The 17272-nt window shown below is 30.7% G+C and carries 17 protein-coding genes; 11 read left to right on the forward strand and 6 right to left on the reverse strand.

The annotated features are described in order from the left end of the window. Positions 1-2: 2 nt before the first annotated feature. A complete protein-coding gene (locus C1I91_RS12710; RefSeq protein ID WP_164880524.1) occupies positions 3-1331 on the forward strand; it encodes a carboxylesterase/lipase family protein in 1329 nt (442 codons plus the stop codon). Between the two features lie 186 nt (positions 1332-1517). Here the strand turns inward: C1I91_RS12710 and C1I91_RS12715 are convergent, their stop codons facing one another. Then, positions 1518-2039: a GNAT family N-acetyltransferase gene (locus C1I91_RS12715; protein ID WP_128213222.1), complete on the reverse strand. Its 522-nt coding sequence runs from the start codon at positions 2037-2039 to the stop codon at positions 1518-1520. A 434-nt stretch (positions 2040-2473) separates the two neighbouring features. On the opposite strand from C1I91_RS12715, the gene C1I91_RS12720 reads away from it, so the two are divergent. After that, entirely contained in the window at positions 2474-2944 is a 471-nt protein-coding gene (locus C1I91_RS12720; protein WP_128213223.1) for an NUDIX hydrolase, read from the forward strand. Positions 2945-3280: 336 nt separating this feature from the next. Here the strand turns inward: C1I91_RS12720 and C1I91_RS12725 are convergent, their stop codons facing one another. After that, complete coding sequence (locus tag C1I91_RS12725) at positions 3281-4075, reverse strand: ABC transporter permease subunit (RefSeq protein WP_128213224.1); 795 nt, start codon at positions 4073-4075, stop codon at positions 3281-3283. An 18-nt stretch (positions 4076-4093) separates the two neighbouring features. After that, positions 4094-5011, reverse strand: coding sequence for an ABC transporter ATP-binding protein (locus tag C1I91_RS12730; protein ID WP_128213225.1), 918 nt, complete (start codon positions 5009-5011; stop codon positions 4094-4096). A 356-nt stretch (positions 5012-5367) separates the two neighbouring features. Here C1I91_RS12730 and C1I91_RS12735 point away from each other — a divergent pair, with 356 nt between their 5' ends. Continuing rightward, positions 5368-6267 carry an alpha/beta hydrolase gene (locus tag C1I91_RS12735; RefSeq protein ID WP_128213226.1) on the forward strand — a complete coding sequence of 300 codons (900 nt, stop codon included), beginning with the start codon at positions 5368-5370 and terminating at the stop codon, positions 6265-6267. Positions 6268-6371: 104 nt separating this feature from the next. Here C1I91_RS12735 and C1I91_RS12740 read toward each other — a convergent pair whose 3' ends face one another. Next, complete coding sequence (locus C1I91_RS12740) at positions 6372-7646, reverse strand: S41 family peptidase (RefSeq protein ID WP_128213227.1); 1275 nt, start codon at positions 7644-7646, stop codon at positions 6372-6374. Positions 7647-8318: 672 nt separating this feature from the next. Between C1I91_RS12740 and C1I91_RS12745 the strand changes: the two genes are divergently transcribed. Continuing rightward, positions 8319-9002 carry a VanZ family protein gene (locus C1I91_RS12745; RefSeq protein WP_128213228.1) on the forward strand — a complete coding sequence of 228 codons (684 nt, stop codon included), beginning with the start codon at positions 8319-8321 and terminating at the stop codon, positions 9000-9002. Positions 9003-9219: 217 nt separating this feature from the next. Beyond that, entirely contained in the window at positions 9220-9357 is a 138-nt protein-coding gene (locus tag C1I91_RS28180; protein ID WP_164880525.1) for a hypothetical protein, read from the forward strand. 176 nt (positions 9358-9533) lie between these two features. On the opposite strand, the gene C1I91_RS12750 is transcribed toward C1I91_RS28180, so the two are convergent. Next, positions 9534-10013, reverse strand: coding sequence for a GNAT family N-acetyltransferase (locus tag C1I91_RS12750; protein ID WP_128213229.1), 480 nt, complete (start codon positions 10011-10013; stop codon positions 9534-9536). A 59-nt stretch (positions 10014-10072) separates the two neighbouring features. Between C1I91_RS12750 and C1I91_RS12755 the strand changes: the two genes are divergently transcribed. Then, the gene (locus tag C1I91_RS12755) at positions 10073-10465 is read left to right on the forward strand and encodes a hypothetical protein (RefSeq protein WP_128213230.1); all 393 of its coding nucleotides are present in this window, start codon (positions 10073-10075) and stop codon (positions 10463-10465) included. Positions 10466-10714: 249 nt separating this feature from the next. Here C1I91_RS12755 and C1I91_RS12760 read toward each other — a convergent pair whose 3' ends face one another. Next, complete coding sequence (locus tag C1I91_RS12760) at positions 10715-11431, reverse strand: lysozyme inhibitor LprI family protein (protein ID WP_128213231.1); 717 nt, start codon at positions 11429-11431, stop codon at positions 10715-10717. A 379-nt stretch (positions 11432-11810) separates the two neighbouring features. Between C1I91_RS12760 and C1I91_RS12765 the strand changes: the two genes are divergently transcribed. The 5 genes from C1I91_RS12765 to C1I91_RS12785 all read left to right on the forward strand — a co-directional run bounded on the left by C1I91_RS12765 (position 11811) and on the right by C1I91_RS12785 (position 16991). Next, positions 11811-12140 carry a ribosomal protein L7/L12 gene (locus C1I91_RS12765; protein ID WP_128213232.1) on the forward strand — a complete coding sequence of 110 codons (330 nt, stop codon included), beginning with the start codon at positions 11811-11813 and terminating at the stop codon, positions 12138-12140. 203 nt (positions 12141-12343) lie between these two features. Next, complete coding sequence (gene brnQ / locus C1I91_RS12770; RefSeq protein WP_128213233.1) at positions 12344-13699, forward strand: branched-chain amino acid transport system II carrier protein; 1356 nt, start codon at positions 12344-12346, stop codon at positions 13697-13699. 477 nt (positions 13700-14176) lie between these two features. After that, entirely contained in the window at positions 14177-14848 is a 672-nt protein-coding gene (locus tag C1I91_RS12775; protein WP_128213234.1) for a class I SAM-dependent methyltransferase, read from the forward strand. Positions 14849-15149: 301 nt separating this feature from the next. Next, positions 15150-15692: a GNAT family N-acetyltransferase gene (locus C1I91_RS12780; RefSeq protein WP_205694310.1), complete on the forward strand. Its 543-nt coding sequence runs from the start codon at positions 15150-15152 to the stop codon at positions 15690-15692. Positions 15693-16061: 369 nt separating this feature from the next. Further along, a complete protein-coding gene (locus C1I91_RS12785) occupies positions 16062-16991 on the forward strand; it encodes a 2-oxo acid dehydrogenase subunit E2 (protein WP_128213235.1) in 930 nt (309 codons plus the stop codon). The last annotated feature ends 281 nt before the right edge of the window (positions 16992-17272 follow it).

Below are 17272 nucleotides of genomic sequence, written 5' to 3' on the forward strand. Positions count from 1 at the left end.
TTATGAAGTATATTGTAATAGAAACTAAAAGTGGTAAGTTGCGTGGCTTTGAAAAGGATAATGTTAGGACATGGAAAGGGATACCTTACGCACTTCCTCCTATTGGAAAACTTAGATATAAAGCTCCTAAGCCAGTAGAGCCTTGGCAGGGAATAAAGGATGCTTTAGAATTCGGAAATGTTTGTTTTCAGAGAGGTAGATTTCCGATAGTATATAACAATATTAATGAAAGTGAAGACTGTCTTTACCTAAACATAACTTCATCTACTTCCTTAGTAGAAAAGAAACCAGTTGTTGTCTGGATACATGGAGGAGCATTCTTGAATGGAGCTGGAAGTTTACCAGCCTATGATGGAGAAAAGTTTGTTGTAAATGGAGATATTGTATTTGTTTCTATTAATTATAGATTAGGTCCGCTCGGTTTTTTGAAGCTGTCATCTTTTGGACATGGATTTGAAGACAATTTAGGGTTGTTGGATCAAGTGGCAGCCTTAAGATGGGTAAAAGAAAATATAGAGTTTTTCGGCGGAAATCCTGAAAATATAACTGTTATGGGAGAATCAGCAGGAGCTATAAGTATAGCTTACTTACTTGCTACCACTGACATTAATAAATTATTTTCAAAAGCAATACTTCAAAGTGGAATCTTGGAAGAAAGACTAACAGAAAGCGAAGCATTTGATATTACAGTAAATTTACTTAAAAAGCTTAACATAAATGAAGATAATATAGAAAAATTAGAAACAATACCTGTGGAAAACATAATACAAGCAGCAGATGAAATAGGTAAAGAATTGCAGGAAGGCATAGATAGGCATATATTCTATCCATTTACAAATTCTAAGCTTAGAAAAGAACCTAAAAAAGCGATAGAAGAGGGAATGGCTAAAGGAATTCCAATACTAATTGGTACAAACCGTGATGAAGGTTGGCTTTTTACTAAAGACAAAGCACAGGCAGAAAGAATTACGGAATCATTTTGGAAAGATTCTGCGCAGCTAGCAAAAAGTCAAAGTAAGTTTGCTCCTGTGTTTAAGTATAGGTTTGACTACACTGTTACTGATCATTATTTTGCATCAAAAGCTGTTCATGGTTTAGAAATTCCATTTGTATTCAATAATCTAAAAGTATTCCAAATAGAGTCAGAAAAAAATAGATTATTAGCTGATAAGATACAGAAGTTGTGGATTTCGTTTATTAGATATGGAACACCACAGATAGAAGGTGTCAAATGGCCAGAATATGAAGCTAGCAACTATTTAACTGCTATCTTTGATAATGAAATTAAAGTTTTAAGCATTTCAGAACCGTATGCCTCTAGCAATAAATAATAAAGGACGTTCTTTAAAAGAAAGCTGTTTAAGTGGTATGATTATGTTTAAACAGCTTTCTAATTTGAAAAACATTATTTTTACTGTCTAGGGAAGTAAAAATAGTTGATAGCTAAACTTAGTGATATAAATAGCTTAGCACAGCTAGTTAGGATAAACAGTGAAAAGAATTATTTTAAGCTATAACTATAAGGTTATCCAATATCTTTGTGTAACTGTGCCATCAGCTTCTACTTCATTTTCTAATTTTCCACCGTTGTTAATTATAGTTTTAGCAGAGGCTATATTGTCATTGTCACAAGTAACTAGAACTTTTTTTATATCTAATTTTAAACATTCTTTTAGTGCTAATGACAGCATTTCAGTAGCATACCCTTTTTGTCTTTCGGACTTTCTAACACTATAACCTATATGTCCACCGAAGTTAAGTAAGTGATCATTTAATCGATGTCTAATATCAATCATACCTATTAGGCAATTGTCCTCGGTAGATAGGGCTAGATAAGTAGTTGCTGGAACCAAACCTTTACGTACAGTTTCTTCCTTTAAGTTATCGAAAAATGCACTATACCACTCTTCAAAGGTTTCAGAATTAGCTAGACCAGCTGTTCCATCCATGCTATCTCCATTTTCAATAAATTCTCTTTTGTAATCAAGTATCATTTCTTTGTAATCTGGTGTCGGTAAAACCAATTTTAGTCTATCCATCTTTCTCCCCCAATTAGTTAAAATTTTTATTCAATATAAATTACGCTTTTATTTTGAGTAGTAGTTATTATAACAAATTTCTATATGTATCACAATTAACTTTTTTAATATTTTTTTATATAATGCAATTTATTGCCTTATATAGTGATTTGAACCGCTTTGTAAGTTTCTTAAGATATGCTTAATCAATTAAATGAGTATTAAGGAAGGGTACAGGTGGTGTTTAATAACTAGTACTTATAGGTGTTAAAAGAATGTTATATGAAAACATAGTTTTTCAATACAAGTTATTGTGGCTGTATTGAAGGTTCAATTAACTACTAACATAAACATAATTTGAATTTATGGTATAATAATCCTTGTGTGAAATTATACTTAAAGCACTAAAGCTTCTTATGACTTAATGTTGTAAAGAATATGGGGGGAGAGTATTTATGATTAATTTTAAGAATGAAGAAGGAACTTTTAATTTCCGCGTAGCAGGTCTTTTGTTTAACAAAGATAAAATTCTTATACATAGGGCAATTAATGATGATTTTTATGCTTTGCCAGGAGGCAGGCTTGAGATGTTTGAAAGTACTGAAACCACAATAGTAAGAGAAATGAAGGAAGAGTTAGGTGTTGATGTTAAGGTTGACAGACTGCTTTGGATTTGTGAAGATTTTTATACTTTCAATAATAACAAATGCCACGAAATATGCTACTACTATTTGATTGAATGTGAGGATACTGCACTTATAGATAAAGGTGATTTATTTTATGTTACTGAAGGAAATTTTAAATTCGAATTTAGATGGGTGGACATAAAAGATATAAAGAATGAAGAGTTATACCCTAAGTTTTTAAAGGACAACCTTGAAAAACTTCCTTCTTCTATTGAAAGAATTGTTGAGACAGAGGATTAATAAAGTTTTTTACTATACCATTAAGAAAAACTATTAAAAATATATAGGATAAAAGTATTCTAAATAATATGAAATGCAATATAAGAAATATTTTTTGTTTGATTATAGTAAGTCTATTTATAGAGTTTTATTACTAAAACTTAAGTTATGCATGTTCGCAAATCCCGACTTCTGTGGAGTAGATGATCCCGGGTTCTGAGGATCATCAGGCATGCATAACTTAATAGTTGAAGTTAGTCTATAACAACGGCTTATTAACTATAAAAAATACATAGAAAAGCTAGTTCAACTGAATTGCTCTGAGATTAAATCACCTAGAAAATTACAATTATATATCTAAACTAATTTCTCTGCAGTAAACTTAGCGGAGATTCTCTTTATTAAGGTATAATCTATTATCAATATAGCTCCTCCGCCTAAGAACATAATAAGATTATTTAGTAAAAGCATACCAGTCATTTGACCAACTATTAGAAGAGCTACAGGAAGTACAAGCAATCCACTTACCTGTTGTGCTTCTTGAAAGGTTTGTGACTTTGCTGAAACCATAACAGTAAAAGTCAAAGATAACAAATTAACTGCAGGGGTTATCCAAAATATTATAAGGAGCCATTGAATATTTGGAAAAATTAATGAGCCAAAATAAATGTAGCCGCCTATATTGAAGATAATTCCAAGTAATATAAAAGATATCAAAGTTACAATATAGGATGGAATAAAAACTCCCAATATCTTAGCTTTAAGCAACTGTTCCATTGAAATCGGAGTGTAAAGTAAAGTTTCAAGAGTTTTATGTTCCTTTTCTCCAACAAAGCTACTGGCACCAAGGACACCTGAACACATTATAGGAATTATGAGGAAGTAGGATGGAAACATGAAGTTTATAGTTACTTTTATTAAAAGCTGAGCTGGAGAGTAGGAAGCATATTCAGCCGGCAACTTTTTTAAAAGAGGTCCAAGCTTAGTTAGTAAACTTGCATCGCTACCAGCATATTTAGCTCCTATTAATATAGCTATGGGAATTAGTACAATCATTATAATAGGTACAATGGTCATTGGGAGAATAACCTGTTTTGAACTGGTAATTTCATTTATATCTTTATATATCAATGTTTTTTCGCTTCTATTCATATTATAATCACTCCAGACTTATAATTTTAGCTTTTCATCTATACCTTTTATATATTTAAAGTAAAGTTGCTCTAAGGACCACTTTTGCTGTACAGCCTCATAGATCTCTCCACCACTTTCCAGTATACCTTGAATCAAACTGTTTACTTCTGTGTCTCCTAAGATAGCTTTGCTATATATATCTTTACCTTCATGAAGAAATCCAAATTTGTCAGAAATATTCCTTCCTCTAACCTGAAACCTAAGTGTTGCATTTTTCTTTGAAGCAAGTTCATTGAAGGTACCTAAGCCAAGTATATTGCCATTATTTATAAAACCATATAAGGTACATATATCTTCAGCATATTTCAGTTGGTGGGTACAAAGAAATATGGTAACCTCACTTTCCTCAGCAAGTTCCTTAATAAGCTTTGTAACATTAAGAGCATTTTCAGGATCTAGTCCAGAAGTAGGTTCATCAAGAAATAAAATTTGAGGATTATGAATTAAGGAAACAGCCAAGGAAACTCTTTTTCTCATTCCTGTACTAAAGGATTTCACTTTTTTATCCTTAACATCCACTAGTTCCAGTCTTTCCAAAATAGAGTTAGTTCGTTTTTTTAGAGATTTTTCTTCAAGTCCATGCATTTTTCCGAAAAATATTAGGTTTTGTTCTGCGGTAAGATTTTCATAACAGGAAGAACTTTCAGTCATAACTCCACATAACCTGTGAATCTCAATAGGATTGTCTTTTACAGGTATCCCTAATATTTCAGCATGTCCAGCTGTTGGAGCAAGAATTCCATTTAAGATTCTAACAGTGGTAGTCTTGCCAGAACCATTGGGGCCGAGAAAACCAAATATTTCGCCTTTGGGTATGGATAGACTGATGTTATTTAAAGCGTTAGTGCTGCCATCATAAGATTTATTAAGATTTTCTATTTTTATTGCGTTCATTTTCTTCACCTCATAACTATTAAACGTAGATTTATAAAAAAAGTTCAAATTAAATTTATGCTTTAAGTATTAAAATCAAAGAGGTATAATTAGTAGTAGTTTATACTTGCTAGCTAACGATTATTATAGAATTTATTGACAAAAGTTTCGAGTAGAATATGGTATATATTTAGATAGATTATTTCATAGTGAGATCTTTAAAATAGATTTTCGAAGGTTTTTGGAAAGCACTATTTTGAATCTAAGGTGGGAAGTAGTATGTTTGATAAGAAGAACAAAGATTTTAGATTTTTTGTTGGACAGAATGTATAAACATTATTTATAAATACAAACAACAAGGGTAGGGGGAGTTTATAATGCTAATTAAAAAGATTCAATTATGGGAAGACAATGAAGAGGTTAATCTATTTACCTATATTTTGGACAATTCCTTAGAGTTTCAAACCAATAATAAGAGACCTGCTGTAATCGTTATACCAGGAGGCGGTTATCTTGGAACCTCTGATAGAGAGGCTGAACCAATAGCTATGAAATTTGCATCTCAAGGGTACCATACTTTCGTATTGAGGTACAATACTAGTTTTAATAAGATGGAGATTGATTTTGATAATCTACCAGAATACAATGAAAGAGCAGTTTATCCTGGACCACTATTTGATTTGGCTAAAGCTATGATGATTATAAAAGAAAATGCAAAGCAATGGTTTGTAGATAGTGAAAGAATAAGTTTATGCGGATTCTCAGCTGGAGCACATTTGGCTGCTAGTATGGGGGTTCATTGGCAGGATTCTTTACTGACAGAAAAGTTTGGAGTAGACAGTAATTATTTCAAGGCAAATGCTGTTATCTTAGGGTATCCACTGATAGATTATAATATTATGAAGGAAGAAGTGGCAGCAAGTGAAAATAGATGGCTTGTAGACTTTTGGAAAGTATCTAATAAGGCTATATTTGGCACAGATGCGCAGACTGAAGAGGAGCTAGCAGAGCTTAGCCCAACTAACTATGTTACTAGAAATACACCACCAACCTTTATCTGGCATACCGCAGATGATGGCTTAGTATATGCAGCTAACTCATTGAAGATGGCTTATGAGCTAAGTAAGAACAGGATCCCATATGAACTTCACGTTTTTGAAAGCGGAGTGCATGGACTATCCTTAAGTAATGAATATACTGCTTCTGAAAAAAATCATATCAATCCACATTGCGAACATTGGTTTGCATTGGCTTCAGAGTGGCTTAAAAAATATTAATTAAAAATAAGTAATAATTTCAACGTCATATTTTAAATATAGCTACATAAAAGGTTAATAGGAGACAAACTATCTTCTATTAACCTTTTTCTATATATTAAATATTATTTAGATAAAAATTCAATTGCTTTTTCAAGATCTATGTCTTTCTCAATATGTTCAGGGCTCCATGGAATATAAATATCTGGGGTAGCACCAACTCCAGTCAAGCCTTTACCATTATCTATGCCAGCATCTCTAGAAGTTGGGTACCATAACATAAGTCCATTTTCATACTGTTGAACTGCTACATTGCTATAATCAGTTATACCAGCAGTACCACGGCCTATTAAGGTTACCTTTTCTGACTGACCTGCGATTACTACAAAGGAATCACCAGAGCTACCGCAATATACATCCTGAAGAACAACTACCTTTTCAGGACTTTTTCTTCCATTAATTTTTACATTTGGTACAGAATCATTTATATCGAATTCTACAAAACCTTTATTTCTGTATTTATCCATTGTATCAAGATAGTCTTTAATAACTTTCTTAGTATTTTGGTCTTCAACTTGAGTAAGATATTGCTTAAGTTGAGTTGTTCTTAAAGTATAATTTCTCTCAGTCATATTATATTGGGTTACGTCAATATGCAACTGATTAAAGGATATCTCTCTAGGGAATATATAGTCAAGCAATTTCATATATGCAGAATCACTTCCACCATAATTTACTCTTACGTCAATTATTAAATATTTAGCTGTATCTAATGCTGCTCTATTATCTTCTATAAGTTTACTAATATCATCATCATTAAAATCTGTTAGCTTAATTAATAAGGTATCATTTCCAATTGGTTTTATGGAGTATTCAGGAATATATTTCTCTTTTTCATATTTTTCTAAAATCATCTCAAAAGCTTCACCAGACTTTGTTTCAACAACACATTGTTTATGTTTTAGTAGAACAGAAGACCAATTTTCTCTATCAGCATGGGAACCAAGAACCTGAATATTCTTTTTGTAAGTAGTGCCAAGTTCTGTTATTGATATATCGTCCATGGCTACAATAGCCATTCCCTTTTCAAGTCTTTTTTCTTTGCCAACATGTGTTATATACAACTTGTCCTTATGTCTCCTGCACTTAAAGCCGTTATCGTAAGCCTTAGGAGAATTATTTCCTGATAATGTTAAAGATACATGACCATCTTTAAAATCCAATAAATAGTCAGATACTATTTCTTTAAAAGTAATAGCATCCAAATTATTGTCTTTTTCAAGAGATATAAGCTGATTTCTAAATATTTCAGGAGCATCCCAGTCTTTTTTATCGTTGCACCCAGAATAATCTGTACGCATTATGCTAGCAATATCATCAAAGATTTCTAAGTAGTTCATAGTTAAACCTCTTCCCAATGTGAAAAATTTATAGTTGAAATTTCTAAGTTGCGGAAAATTTTTAGATACAAATATGTACAAAGTTAAATTGCAATTAAAACTTAATGTAGACTAGAATCAAATATTTATAAAATTATATAAATATATAGGCATAGTGAGGGTTAGCGAACTTTTACTTTCAGAAGTTCGAGGTATAATAAAAACAATTGACAGAGTGGAAATGAAGATTATATTAGACCTAAGGAAGAATTAAAGACACAGTAATTATATAATGCTTAAATATTTGATAATATGTAAAATATATCATAACAATGCTTTCTCAGTCAAATGTTCAAATATTAATCAAGCCTTAGTATAAAGTTATAAGATTAAGAGTTTATTCAATCATAGTTTAGTTTGAAATATAGCAAATCTTTAGTGTTATTTCAGAAATATTTAAGTGGACAGATACGTAATTCACTGGATATTACTAGAAAAAATATATTGCTTAACTATATACATAGTGATACAATGTATATGTAACTGGAATAAGGTTGTAGATAAGGGAATAATGAGTAGGAGAATTGATAAGTTATTTAATCATCAGTTCTTGAAAAAGGTTTAGACAATAGTTGAGAGATTAGAACGTGAAATAACAATACAAATAATAAAAATTTGAATGGAGGTTTAAGTATGCATGAATTTAGGGATTATATTAATGACATCTTGAAGGATATCTTCACTGATTCAAATAGCAAAAAAGATATTGCAGATGAAATAGAAGACCATCTAAATATGTTAAAGCAAGAGTTTATAACGAAAGGATTTTCCGAAAGAGAAGCAGCTAAAATGGCGATTAAAAACTTCGGAGAGATTAAAAAGATAAAAAAGAATTATGCCAATACATATAATGCTTTTTCTAGGACAACAAGTATACTAGCGGCAACCTTATTTACAATGTATATGTTAATGTTTATACAAGTGTCCTTTCTAAGGTATAGGGGGCTGGCAAACTTTGATACAATAAACCTTGTTCCATTTAAATCTATATATTTTTATTTAACTAACTTTAATCATATTAATAACTCTACATGGTTTAGTGCACTTTTTGGACCAATGATAGCATTTATTCCATTTGGATTTCTTCTCCCAGTTATCATTAATAAATTAAAAAGTGTCAATATTATCGTACTTATATCATTGGCTTTTGCTACATTTATAGAAGTACTTCAACATATTACAAAACTGGGAGTAGCAGATATAGATGATGTTATGTCAGCTATTATCGGAAGCCTTTTTGGATATGCATTGCTAAAGTTAATGGTAAAGCTTATTTTGAATTTAAAGAAATTAGTTTCAAATTTAAAACTAGCCTAGTGGTGACAAAATTAAATCCATTTTTTCGCTTTAAAAGTTGCTATAACATATATCTTTATTAAATTAAAATCATATTTAGCCTATAAAGTTTTTTACTTTATAGGTCATTTTTATTCTTTAGGAATCGCACATGGATGCTAAAGATGCCGTAAGGTATGATGAAAAAGGATTTCTATAACGTAGAAAATCAATGAAACAATTATAGCTGTAAATTTGGGTGATACTTTGGATTATTGAATCTGGTAAAGATGCTAATATCGAAACATTCACTGCTAATATGACGAATATTTTTACAAAAGCTGATTATATAATAATAGAAGGTGAGATTGTTTATAGATTAGAAGGTAAAAAGTAATGATTAGTTTACTTTATAGAAGCAGGTTTAAGCTGCTTCTATAAAATATTTATAAAACTGGTTAGGTATAATGGAAAGTATTGTAGTAAGGGCATTTGTGTATAACATACAAATGTTTACATCATATAGGATTTGTAATTTGAATTTAAATTATTCATATTAAATTAGTATAAATATTATAGCATTAGTTCCATTCTTCGGTTCCTAGTTGTTAGTCCCATCTTCTCGTAAAACTTAATTGCATCCTTATTGAACTCCCATACTACCAACTGAATAGATGAAACTGCTTCGGCTTCTGCATACTCTAAGATGTGATTAAAGAGTAAAGTGCCAAGACCATTTTTTTGGCTAGTTTTCTTAACTGAGAAAGCGTCAATATAAGCAAAAGAGGATGCTTTAAGAATTGGAATACTTCTTGGAGTCATTATAGTAACTATACTGTAGGCGACTAACTGCTTAGATGAGGAATCTTCTACTACAGATACTTTAGTTTTTGTATCGTTTATTAGTTGTATAAAGTGAGCTTTATCCAAAGGGGTATTAGCGTCAACATAAACATCTGGTCTGTTTTTATAATGAAGTTTATGAACTTCTTTTACTAACTCATTTAATTCAAAATAATCGCTTTCAATTGCTTGTCTTATTTTATTACTCATATATTATCTCCTTTAACAAGTTTTATTTTCTTACATAATATATAATGAGGTGACATTGTATGAAAAGTTTACTTCGTAGGTTTGTAAGATTTTATAAGGGACTTAACCTGGCTACTAGAGCTTTAATTATTGTTGGTATGATTTCCTTAGTTGAAACAGTGCTTACGGTATTTTTTGATGCAAATCAGACAAGCCCTAATTCAATAGCAATAAGGTCAGTGATGTCAAGTATATTTGGATTTATATTTGGTTCACAGCTGTCAGAAAATTCTAATCTAGAAAATGTTAATATTCAGACACAAATAGCGATAATAGTTGCTATAGTATGTCTTGCCACATCAATTGCAGGACATTGGGTATATATAAATCAGGCTGGAGCAGCTGCTGTAGAAATAAGAAATTTACTTTTCTCTGCGGTTGGATTTCTATTGAGTAGGGCTAAGCAGTCATAGAAGTGTAAAATGATAATGCTAAGTAATTCTTAGAAAAGACATATTATTACTAAACATTTAATTAGAGAAATTTTAAGCTTTTTGTAAGGCATATTTATTTCAAGCATGTCTATATGATGCAAGTTTTGATGCTAAAGACTCCACTTTATACTTAAAGGCATTGGTATATGCCAATAAATAAAGTGGAGTGAATGGCTTTATTATCAAATTAGGATTAGATATTAAAATTGGTATAGTAGTTTTAGTAACTTATTTCATGTACTTTTCTACCAACTCATAACATCTATCCTTAGTTGTACGTCCTAAAGAATCCGTATAGATTACTGGCTCTAAAGTGCCACCTTTTACTGAAGAAGAAGCCTCTTTAGCCTTAGCATCTCTTTTGGCTATCCACTGAACTTCCTCAGCTTGTAGGTTCTTCATATCGCTAGGAGACAACTGTTCTTTTAAGACACCATATATCTCATTCAAAGCGTTGTCCCAAGCTTTATATATATCTCCAGCTGCTTCTCTCATATCCTTTGTTGTTGCTCCATTTTGATATTTAGTTTCTGTAGGTTTTAAGCTTAACTCTAAGTTGTCTAGCTTTTCTTTATACTGCTGCTTCTTGCTAGTAGAGTTAGGTTGCTTCTTATCAGTAGCTGCCTTAGATAATTCTGTATCTATTCTATTCTTTAATTTATTTACACTCTCTCTTTGAGAATCATCAAGTTTTTGTTTGCTGAGGTCTTGTATTAGCGCTTTAGCCTCGTCATATTTTTTCTCATCAACCAGTGAACTTAAATTTTCTATACTTTTTTCAGCTTTTATTATATTATCATCCTTTGCTGTTGAAGTCGAACTAGAATTAGAAGTAGTATCACTTGGAGTGCTTTGAGCTGTAGTGGTATCACTTTTCTTATTACTACTACAACCAACCAAACCAAAAGAAAGAATTAAAGTTAAAAGTATTGTTGATTTTTTCATATTTTTCCTCCAAAGATTAAAAAATAAGTCTAACTATGGATATATTATATCATTTTTTTAAAAGTTTACATATATTTAGGTACAGTTCATATTTTATACTGTTTTAAGAAAAAATATATGCTAATAAGGTGGTTTGTATATTTCTTCTTTTATAAACAAGTAAGCTATGGTAAAATTTAGGGTGATAATACTGGATATGTTAAATATATAAGGATCCTTTATGAAAACTTAATTTATACATGTTAGATAATCCTAGCTTCTGCGGATTAGATAATCTCGGTTTCTGGGAATCATCAGGTTTGCACAAATTAACAATTGAGTTAGGAACACTGTATATGGAGAGGTTATCAAGTAATTTGAAAATTAGGAGGAAGAGTAAATGGATGATATTACGATGATCATACTTGTGATAGGTGCAATTATATTAATTATCTTGGCTATTGCTGTTGGAAAGCTGAGAAGTGATGTGGCGAATATGAAGTACACATTGGAGATGATAGAAAGGAAGTTTGGTACATCTAGTGTAGATAATATGAATATAAGAACAGAAGCACCTAAATCTGAAAGCTTGAACAATGACTTAAATGATGAGATAAGAAAACTTATTTTAGAAGGCAAAAAGATAAAAGCTATAAAAGTATATAGAGTGGCAACTGGTGTTGGGCTAAAAGAAGCAAAAGAATATATTGACTCTTTTAACATATATTAATTAATCAATAAAATGAACTAATATTTGCTATCTTCTTTAGCTAAGTTAAACTTTATTAGAATATTGATAAAATAAGTTTTACTAATTTAAATAAGTATATTATAATAATAAAAACAGATCACAATGTTATCAAAAAAGCAATAGTTAAAGTGAACTTATATTACTAATTTTTGATGGTATTAACATTTGAAGGGGGATAACTTATGAAGAAAAAGCTAAGTTTTAATCAAAACTTGCTAATAGGTTCATTATTATTTGGACTATTTTTTGGTGCTGGTAACTTAATATTTCCAGTACAGATGGGGCAACAGGCTGGCAATCACACACTTATAGCCACCATAGGATTTTTAATTACAGGTGTAGGGCTACCTATACTGGGTATCATTGCGTCAGCTCTTTCAAGAAGTGAAAGTTTATTTGATATGGCAAGACCAGTAGGCACAAAATACTCTACTATATTTACTTGCTTGCTATATTTAACAATAGGACCTCTATTTGCAATACCACGTACTGCAACAGTGGCCTTTGAAGTTGGGATTCATCCCTTTATATCTGATGAAAATTTAAAGCTAGGACTTATTATTTTCTCATTAATATTTTTTGCTATTACAATTTACTTTTCGTTAAAACCAGGTCAAATATTAGATTGGGTTGGTAAATTTCTTACACCTACATTTATAGTATTGCTATCAATTTTGTTAATTGCAACCTTTGTAAGTCCAATGGGACATGTAAGTGACTATGCAGCTCAAGGTAATTATGTTGCAAAGCCATTATTTACAGGTTTGCTAGATGGTTACAATACCATGGATGCGTTAGCTTCAGTAGCTTTTGCTATAATAATTATTTCAAATATTCAAAAACTAGGAGTTACCGATCCTCGTTCTATCGCAGTAGAAACTACTAAATCAGGTTTAGTAAGTGTTGCAGGAATGGCTATCATTTATGCATCATTAGCTTATATGGGAGCAACAAGTCTTGGAAGTGTAAGCCGTGCAGATAACGGCGGAAGTATACTGTCGATGGTTAGCAATCATTATTTTGGCTTTGTTGGAAAAGTATTATTAGCAGCAATAGTTATAGTTGCTTGCGTAAAAACTGCTATTGGCTTAATTACTTCCTGTTCAGAAATGTTCAGTGAAATGTTTCCAAAATCAATTTCTTATAAAAAATATGCTATTGCTTTCACATTATTTTCTTTTGTAATAGCAAACTTTGGATTAAGTAACCTAATAAAATTCTCTATACCTGTACTTATGTTCCTTTATCCATTAGTAATTACATTGATTCTTTTATCAATATTGGCACCCTTTATTAAAAAACAAAGTGATGTTTACAAATGGACTACAGGCTTGACAATAATAGCTGCAGTATTCGATTTCTTAAAGGCACTGCCAGAATCTCTTCAAGGAAGTGTAGTTACTAATATTGTAAGCTTTGCAGCTAAGTATCTGCCTGGATTTAACTATGGATTTGGATGGATACTACCAGCGCTTTGTGGTTTTATTATTGGTTTGATTATTTGGGGTGTTCGCGGGAACAAAAGTACCACAGTATAAATTAATTTTTAAAATTAAATAATTGTGATCTAAATTAATTAATTAATTAAATATAGGAATGAATATTTCCTTAATTCCATACTATAATATTGAAATAAGTAAATTTGCATAAGATTACTAAATATAAGAATATTAGCTTTTTGATAATAAGAAAGATAGTTAATAGATGTACCACTTTTTGATGAAATGTATATTTTTGAAAGACTCCCTATGTACTAAGAGGGATTTTGAAAATAGTTTTCAGATCGAAGTGGTACATTTTTGTATATAGATATAACAGTTCAAAATAAAATATCAAATCAATAAAGATACAATTAATTCTTAAAATGATCTATAGTAATTTTCAAAATAATAGAACTGGATTCTCTATTCCACTGAAAATATATACTAATTCAATCCTTAGACGAACCTACGAAGCTTGCCAAGTAAGTGTATACATCCTTTGAAAGCAAATAAATAAGAAAGAAGAGTAGTGGTATGACTAATAAATTTAAAATTAGTGAAGAGTGGAAGGAATATAATCAGTATGTCACTTCAGAATATGGCTTTAATCAGATTTCTATTTCAACATTTATTATAAATATGAAGAATCAGCTGCTGAAATGCGGGTATAAAACCATATTAGATTTAGGCTGTGGTAGTGGAAGACATAGCATATACTTCAATAATGAAGGCTTTGAAGTTTATGCATCAGATATTAACTGCCACAATATTGATAAACATGTGAAAGAGTTGAATATAACTAATATAAATATTTGTGAGCATAGTTTCATTGATATACCCTACGATGACGATTTTTTTGATGCAGTAATATGTACTTCTACCATACATCATGCTAGGATGTACGAAATAAAAAGAGCTATTAGTGAAGTGTACAGGGTATTGAAGCCACAGGGATACTTCATTTTTGACATACTATCAGATAAGGATGCGTCCTATGGAGTTGGTATGGAAATAGAGCATAATACCTTTATAGGTTCAAGGCAGGGGGAAGAAGATGTACCTCACCACTATACTAGCGAAAGGGAGTTAAAGTCTTTGTTAGATTTATTCTCAAATATTAAAGTAGATAAAAGTATATATAAACTTACTGACTTAAGTGGAAATATCTATGATTCAAAAGCTTTTGAAGTTGTTGCTATTAAATAATGGAATAATATCTATTACTTATGTTGCGGTTATACAAAGATTTGCTGTAAGATAGAAATTTATTTTCAGTATAGGAATAAGGATTTTATACCTTGATATGAGATGGATAATAATAATTGTATAAATTACCTAAATGATGTAAAATTGGATTGGATAGTTATGCTAAAATCATAGGTATCTATAAATAGAGTAAGGAGTGGTGTTGTATGAGCAAAATTATGAGGTGTTGTTTTAATTAAAGTGGAGGAATAAGAAAAAATATTCATCTATTCCTCCAAAGATGAAAAGGAGAGATTATTAGATGATATTAATGGAAACAGAAAGACTTATTATTAGAAGATTTGAAAAGAATGATTGGAAGGACTTGTTTGAATATCTTTCTCAAGAAGCTGTTGTTAAATACGAGCCATATGATGTTTATGATGAAAAGTCTAGTATTGAAGAGGCTGCATATCGTTCACAAAGTGATTCGTTTTTTGCAGTATGTTTAAAAGAAAATAATAAATTAATAGGAAATGTTTATTTTCAGCAGCAAGAGCCTAAAGAGTTCTTAACTTGGGAAATAGGCTATGTTTTTAATCCAGATTATTACGGACAAGGATATGCTACAGAGGCATGTAAAAGGGTTATGAAATATGGCTTTGAAGAATTAGGAACTCATAGAATCATAGGTCAATGCAATCCTGAGAATACAGCTTCCTGGAGGCTACTAGAACGTTTATCTATGAGAAGAGAAGGCCATTTTAGAAAGCCGGTTTTCTTTAAGAAAGACAACAGTGGAAAACCAATATGGCATGATTCTTATGAATATTCAATTTTAGAGGAAGAATTTTTTACTGTTTAGACAAATTATAAAAAATATCTGAACCTAGCAATATCAAGGATTTGGATTAGTTATTTAGGATTAACAGTAAAAAAATATTTTGCATAGTAGAATTTCTTAACATACGTTCAGAAAATGCAGATGTGCAAGAAACTAAATAGGAACTTTTTATATGGATGTATCACTTCGTGCAACAAATATATTTTCAAATTCTTATTTCAGAAATCTGAGGAGCCTTGAAAATAGATTCAGGATAGAAGTGGTACATCTTTATTTATTTTATATCTTTGGGTTTCATAATAATTATAGATATACTTAGAATCAATGAAGGTTAGATTAACAAATAAATTAGATTTAAAAATACGGGGAAAGAGATAGGTGTAGAGAGTTATGAAAGAGAAAAATATTAAAAGTGCAAAATCTCAAAGGTTTGGTCTACAAAGAAGAGTAGTATCCCACATGACCTCAACTTCATGGAAGAATATTCCCCATGTATCCTATATATATGAGCCTGATATTACCGATTTTTTCAGAGAATTTAGTAAGCTTGCAAAGGATAAAAACAGTAAAGGCCATAAAATTACATTTAATACCTTAATGATTAAGGTATTAATTGAAGGGTTGTTAGCAGCTCCAGCTTTAAATGCTCATATAAAGTATAATCATAAAAAATCAGAAGGATCTACTGAGATTTTTGAGAAAATAAATGTTTCAATACCTTGGCTTTTAAGTGATGGTAAGATGATTACTCCTGTAATGCCGAATGCTGATAAAATGAGTTTAGAGGATATTGCAGATTATGTAATAAAACTTTCTAAAAGGATTGAAAATACCAATGTTGATGAAATGCTATATAAGGCAGTAATAGCTGATACGATTAATGAATTAAAAAAGCTCAATTTTGGTGTGATACGAAGAATTATTGCCTCTAAAGTTACAAGATATAGAATAAAAGGACTTCAGGGCAAGGAAAAAGAAGAGTATTATAAAATACCAGAAAATGAGCGCTTGATAGAAGAGGATATTATGTCAGGTACTGTGACGGTATCAAATATAGGATCTTTATATAAGGAACAGAGAGGATTTTTTGCACTGCTTGAGATTATACCACCACAAGTTTTTGCCGTTGGATTAGGTTCGGTACAAGAGAGACCTGGTGTGTATATAAAAGAAAATAAAACCAAAGAAATCGGCATAAGAAAAATACTTCCTATGTGTTTGGCTTTTGATCACAGGGCAGTTGACTTTAGTTCTATTATTCCTTTTTTAAAAAGACTTGATGAAATTTTTGCAAATCCAGAGGTAATTCATCATTGGTAGTTGAGTTAGAAAACCTATAAAGGTGTGCCACTTTAATCTTTAGATTGAAAGGGAAGCTTTGTTTTGACAGATTTCATTTGGAAGAGGTAGTCGTATATATTTCTTTAGAGTGAACTCAATTATATAATTTGTATATTTATACTTTGACAATTACATTTATTGATTTGAAGCATCGTATATTTTGGAAATTATCTGAATTTACGGTGTTTTATTATTTAGCAAATTGAAGCAAATTTATTCCCTACATAGTGAAAAGGTAAATGATTACATAAAACTTGCAA

The organism is Clostridium manihotivorum, from assembly GCF_004015185.1.
Lineage (GTDB): Bacteria > Bacillota > Clostridia > Clostridiales > Clostridiaceae > Clostridium_AR > Clostridium_AR manihotivorum.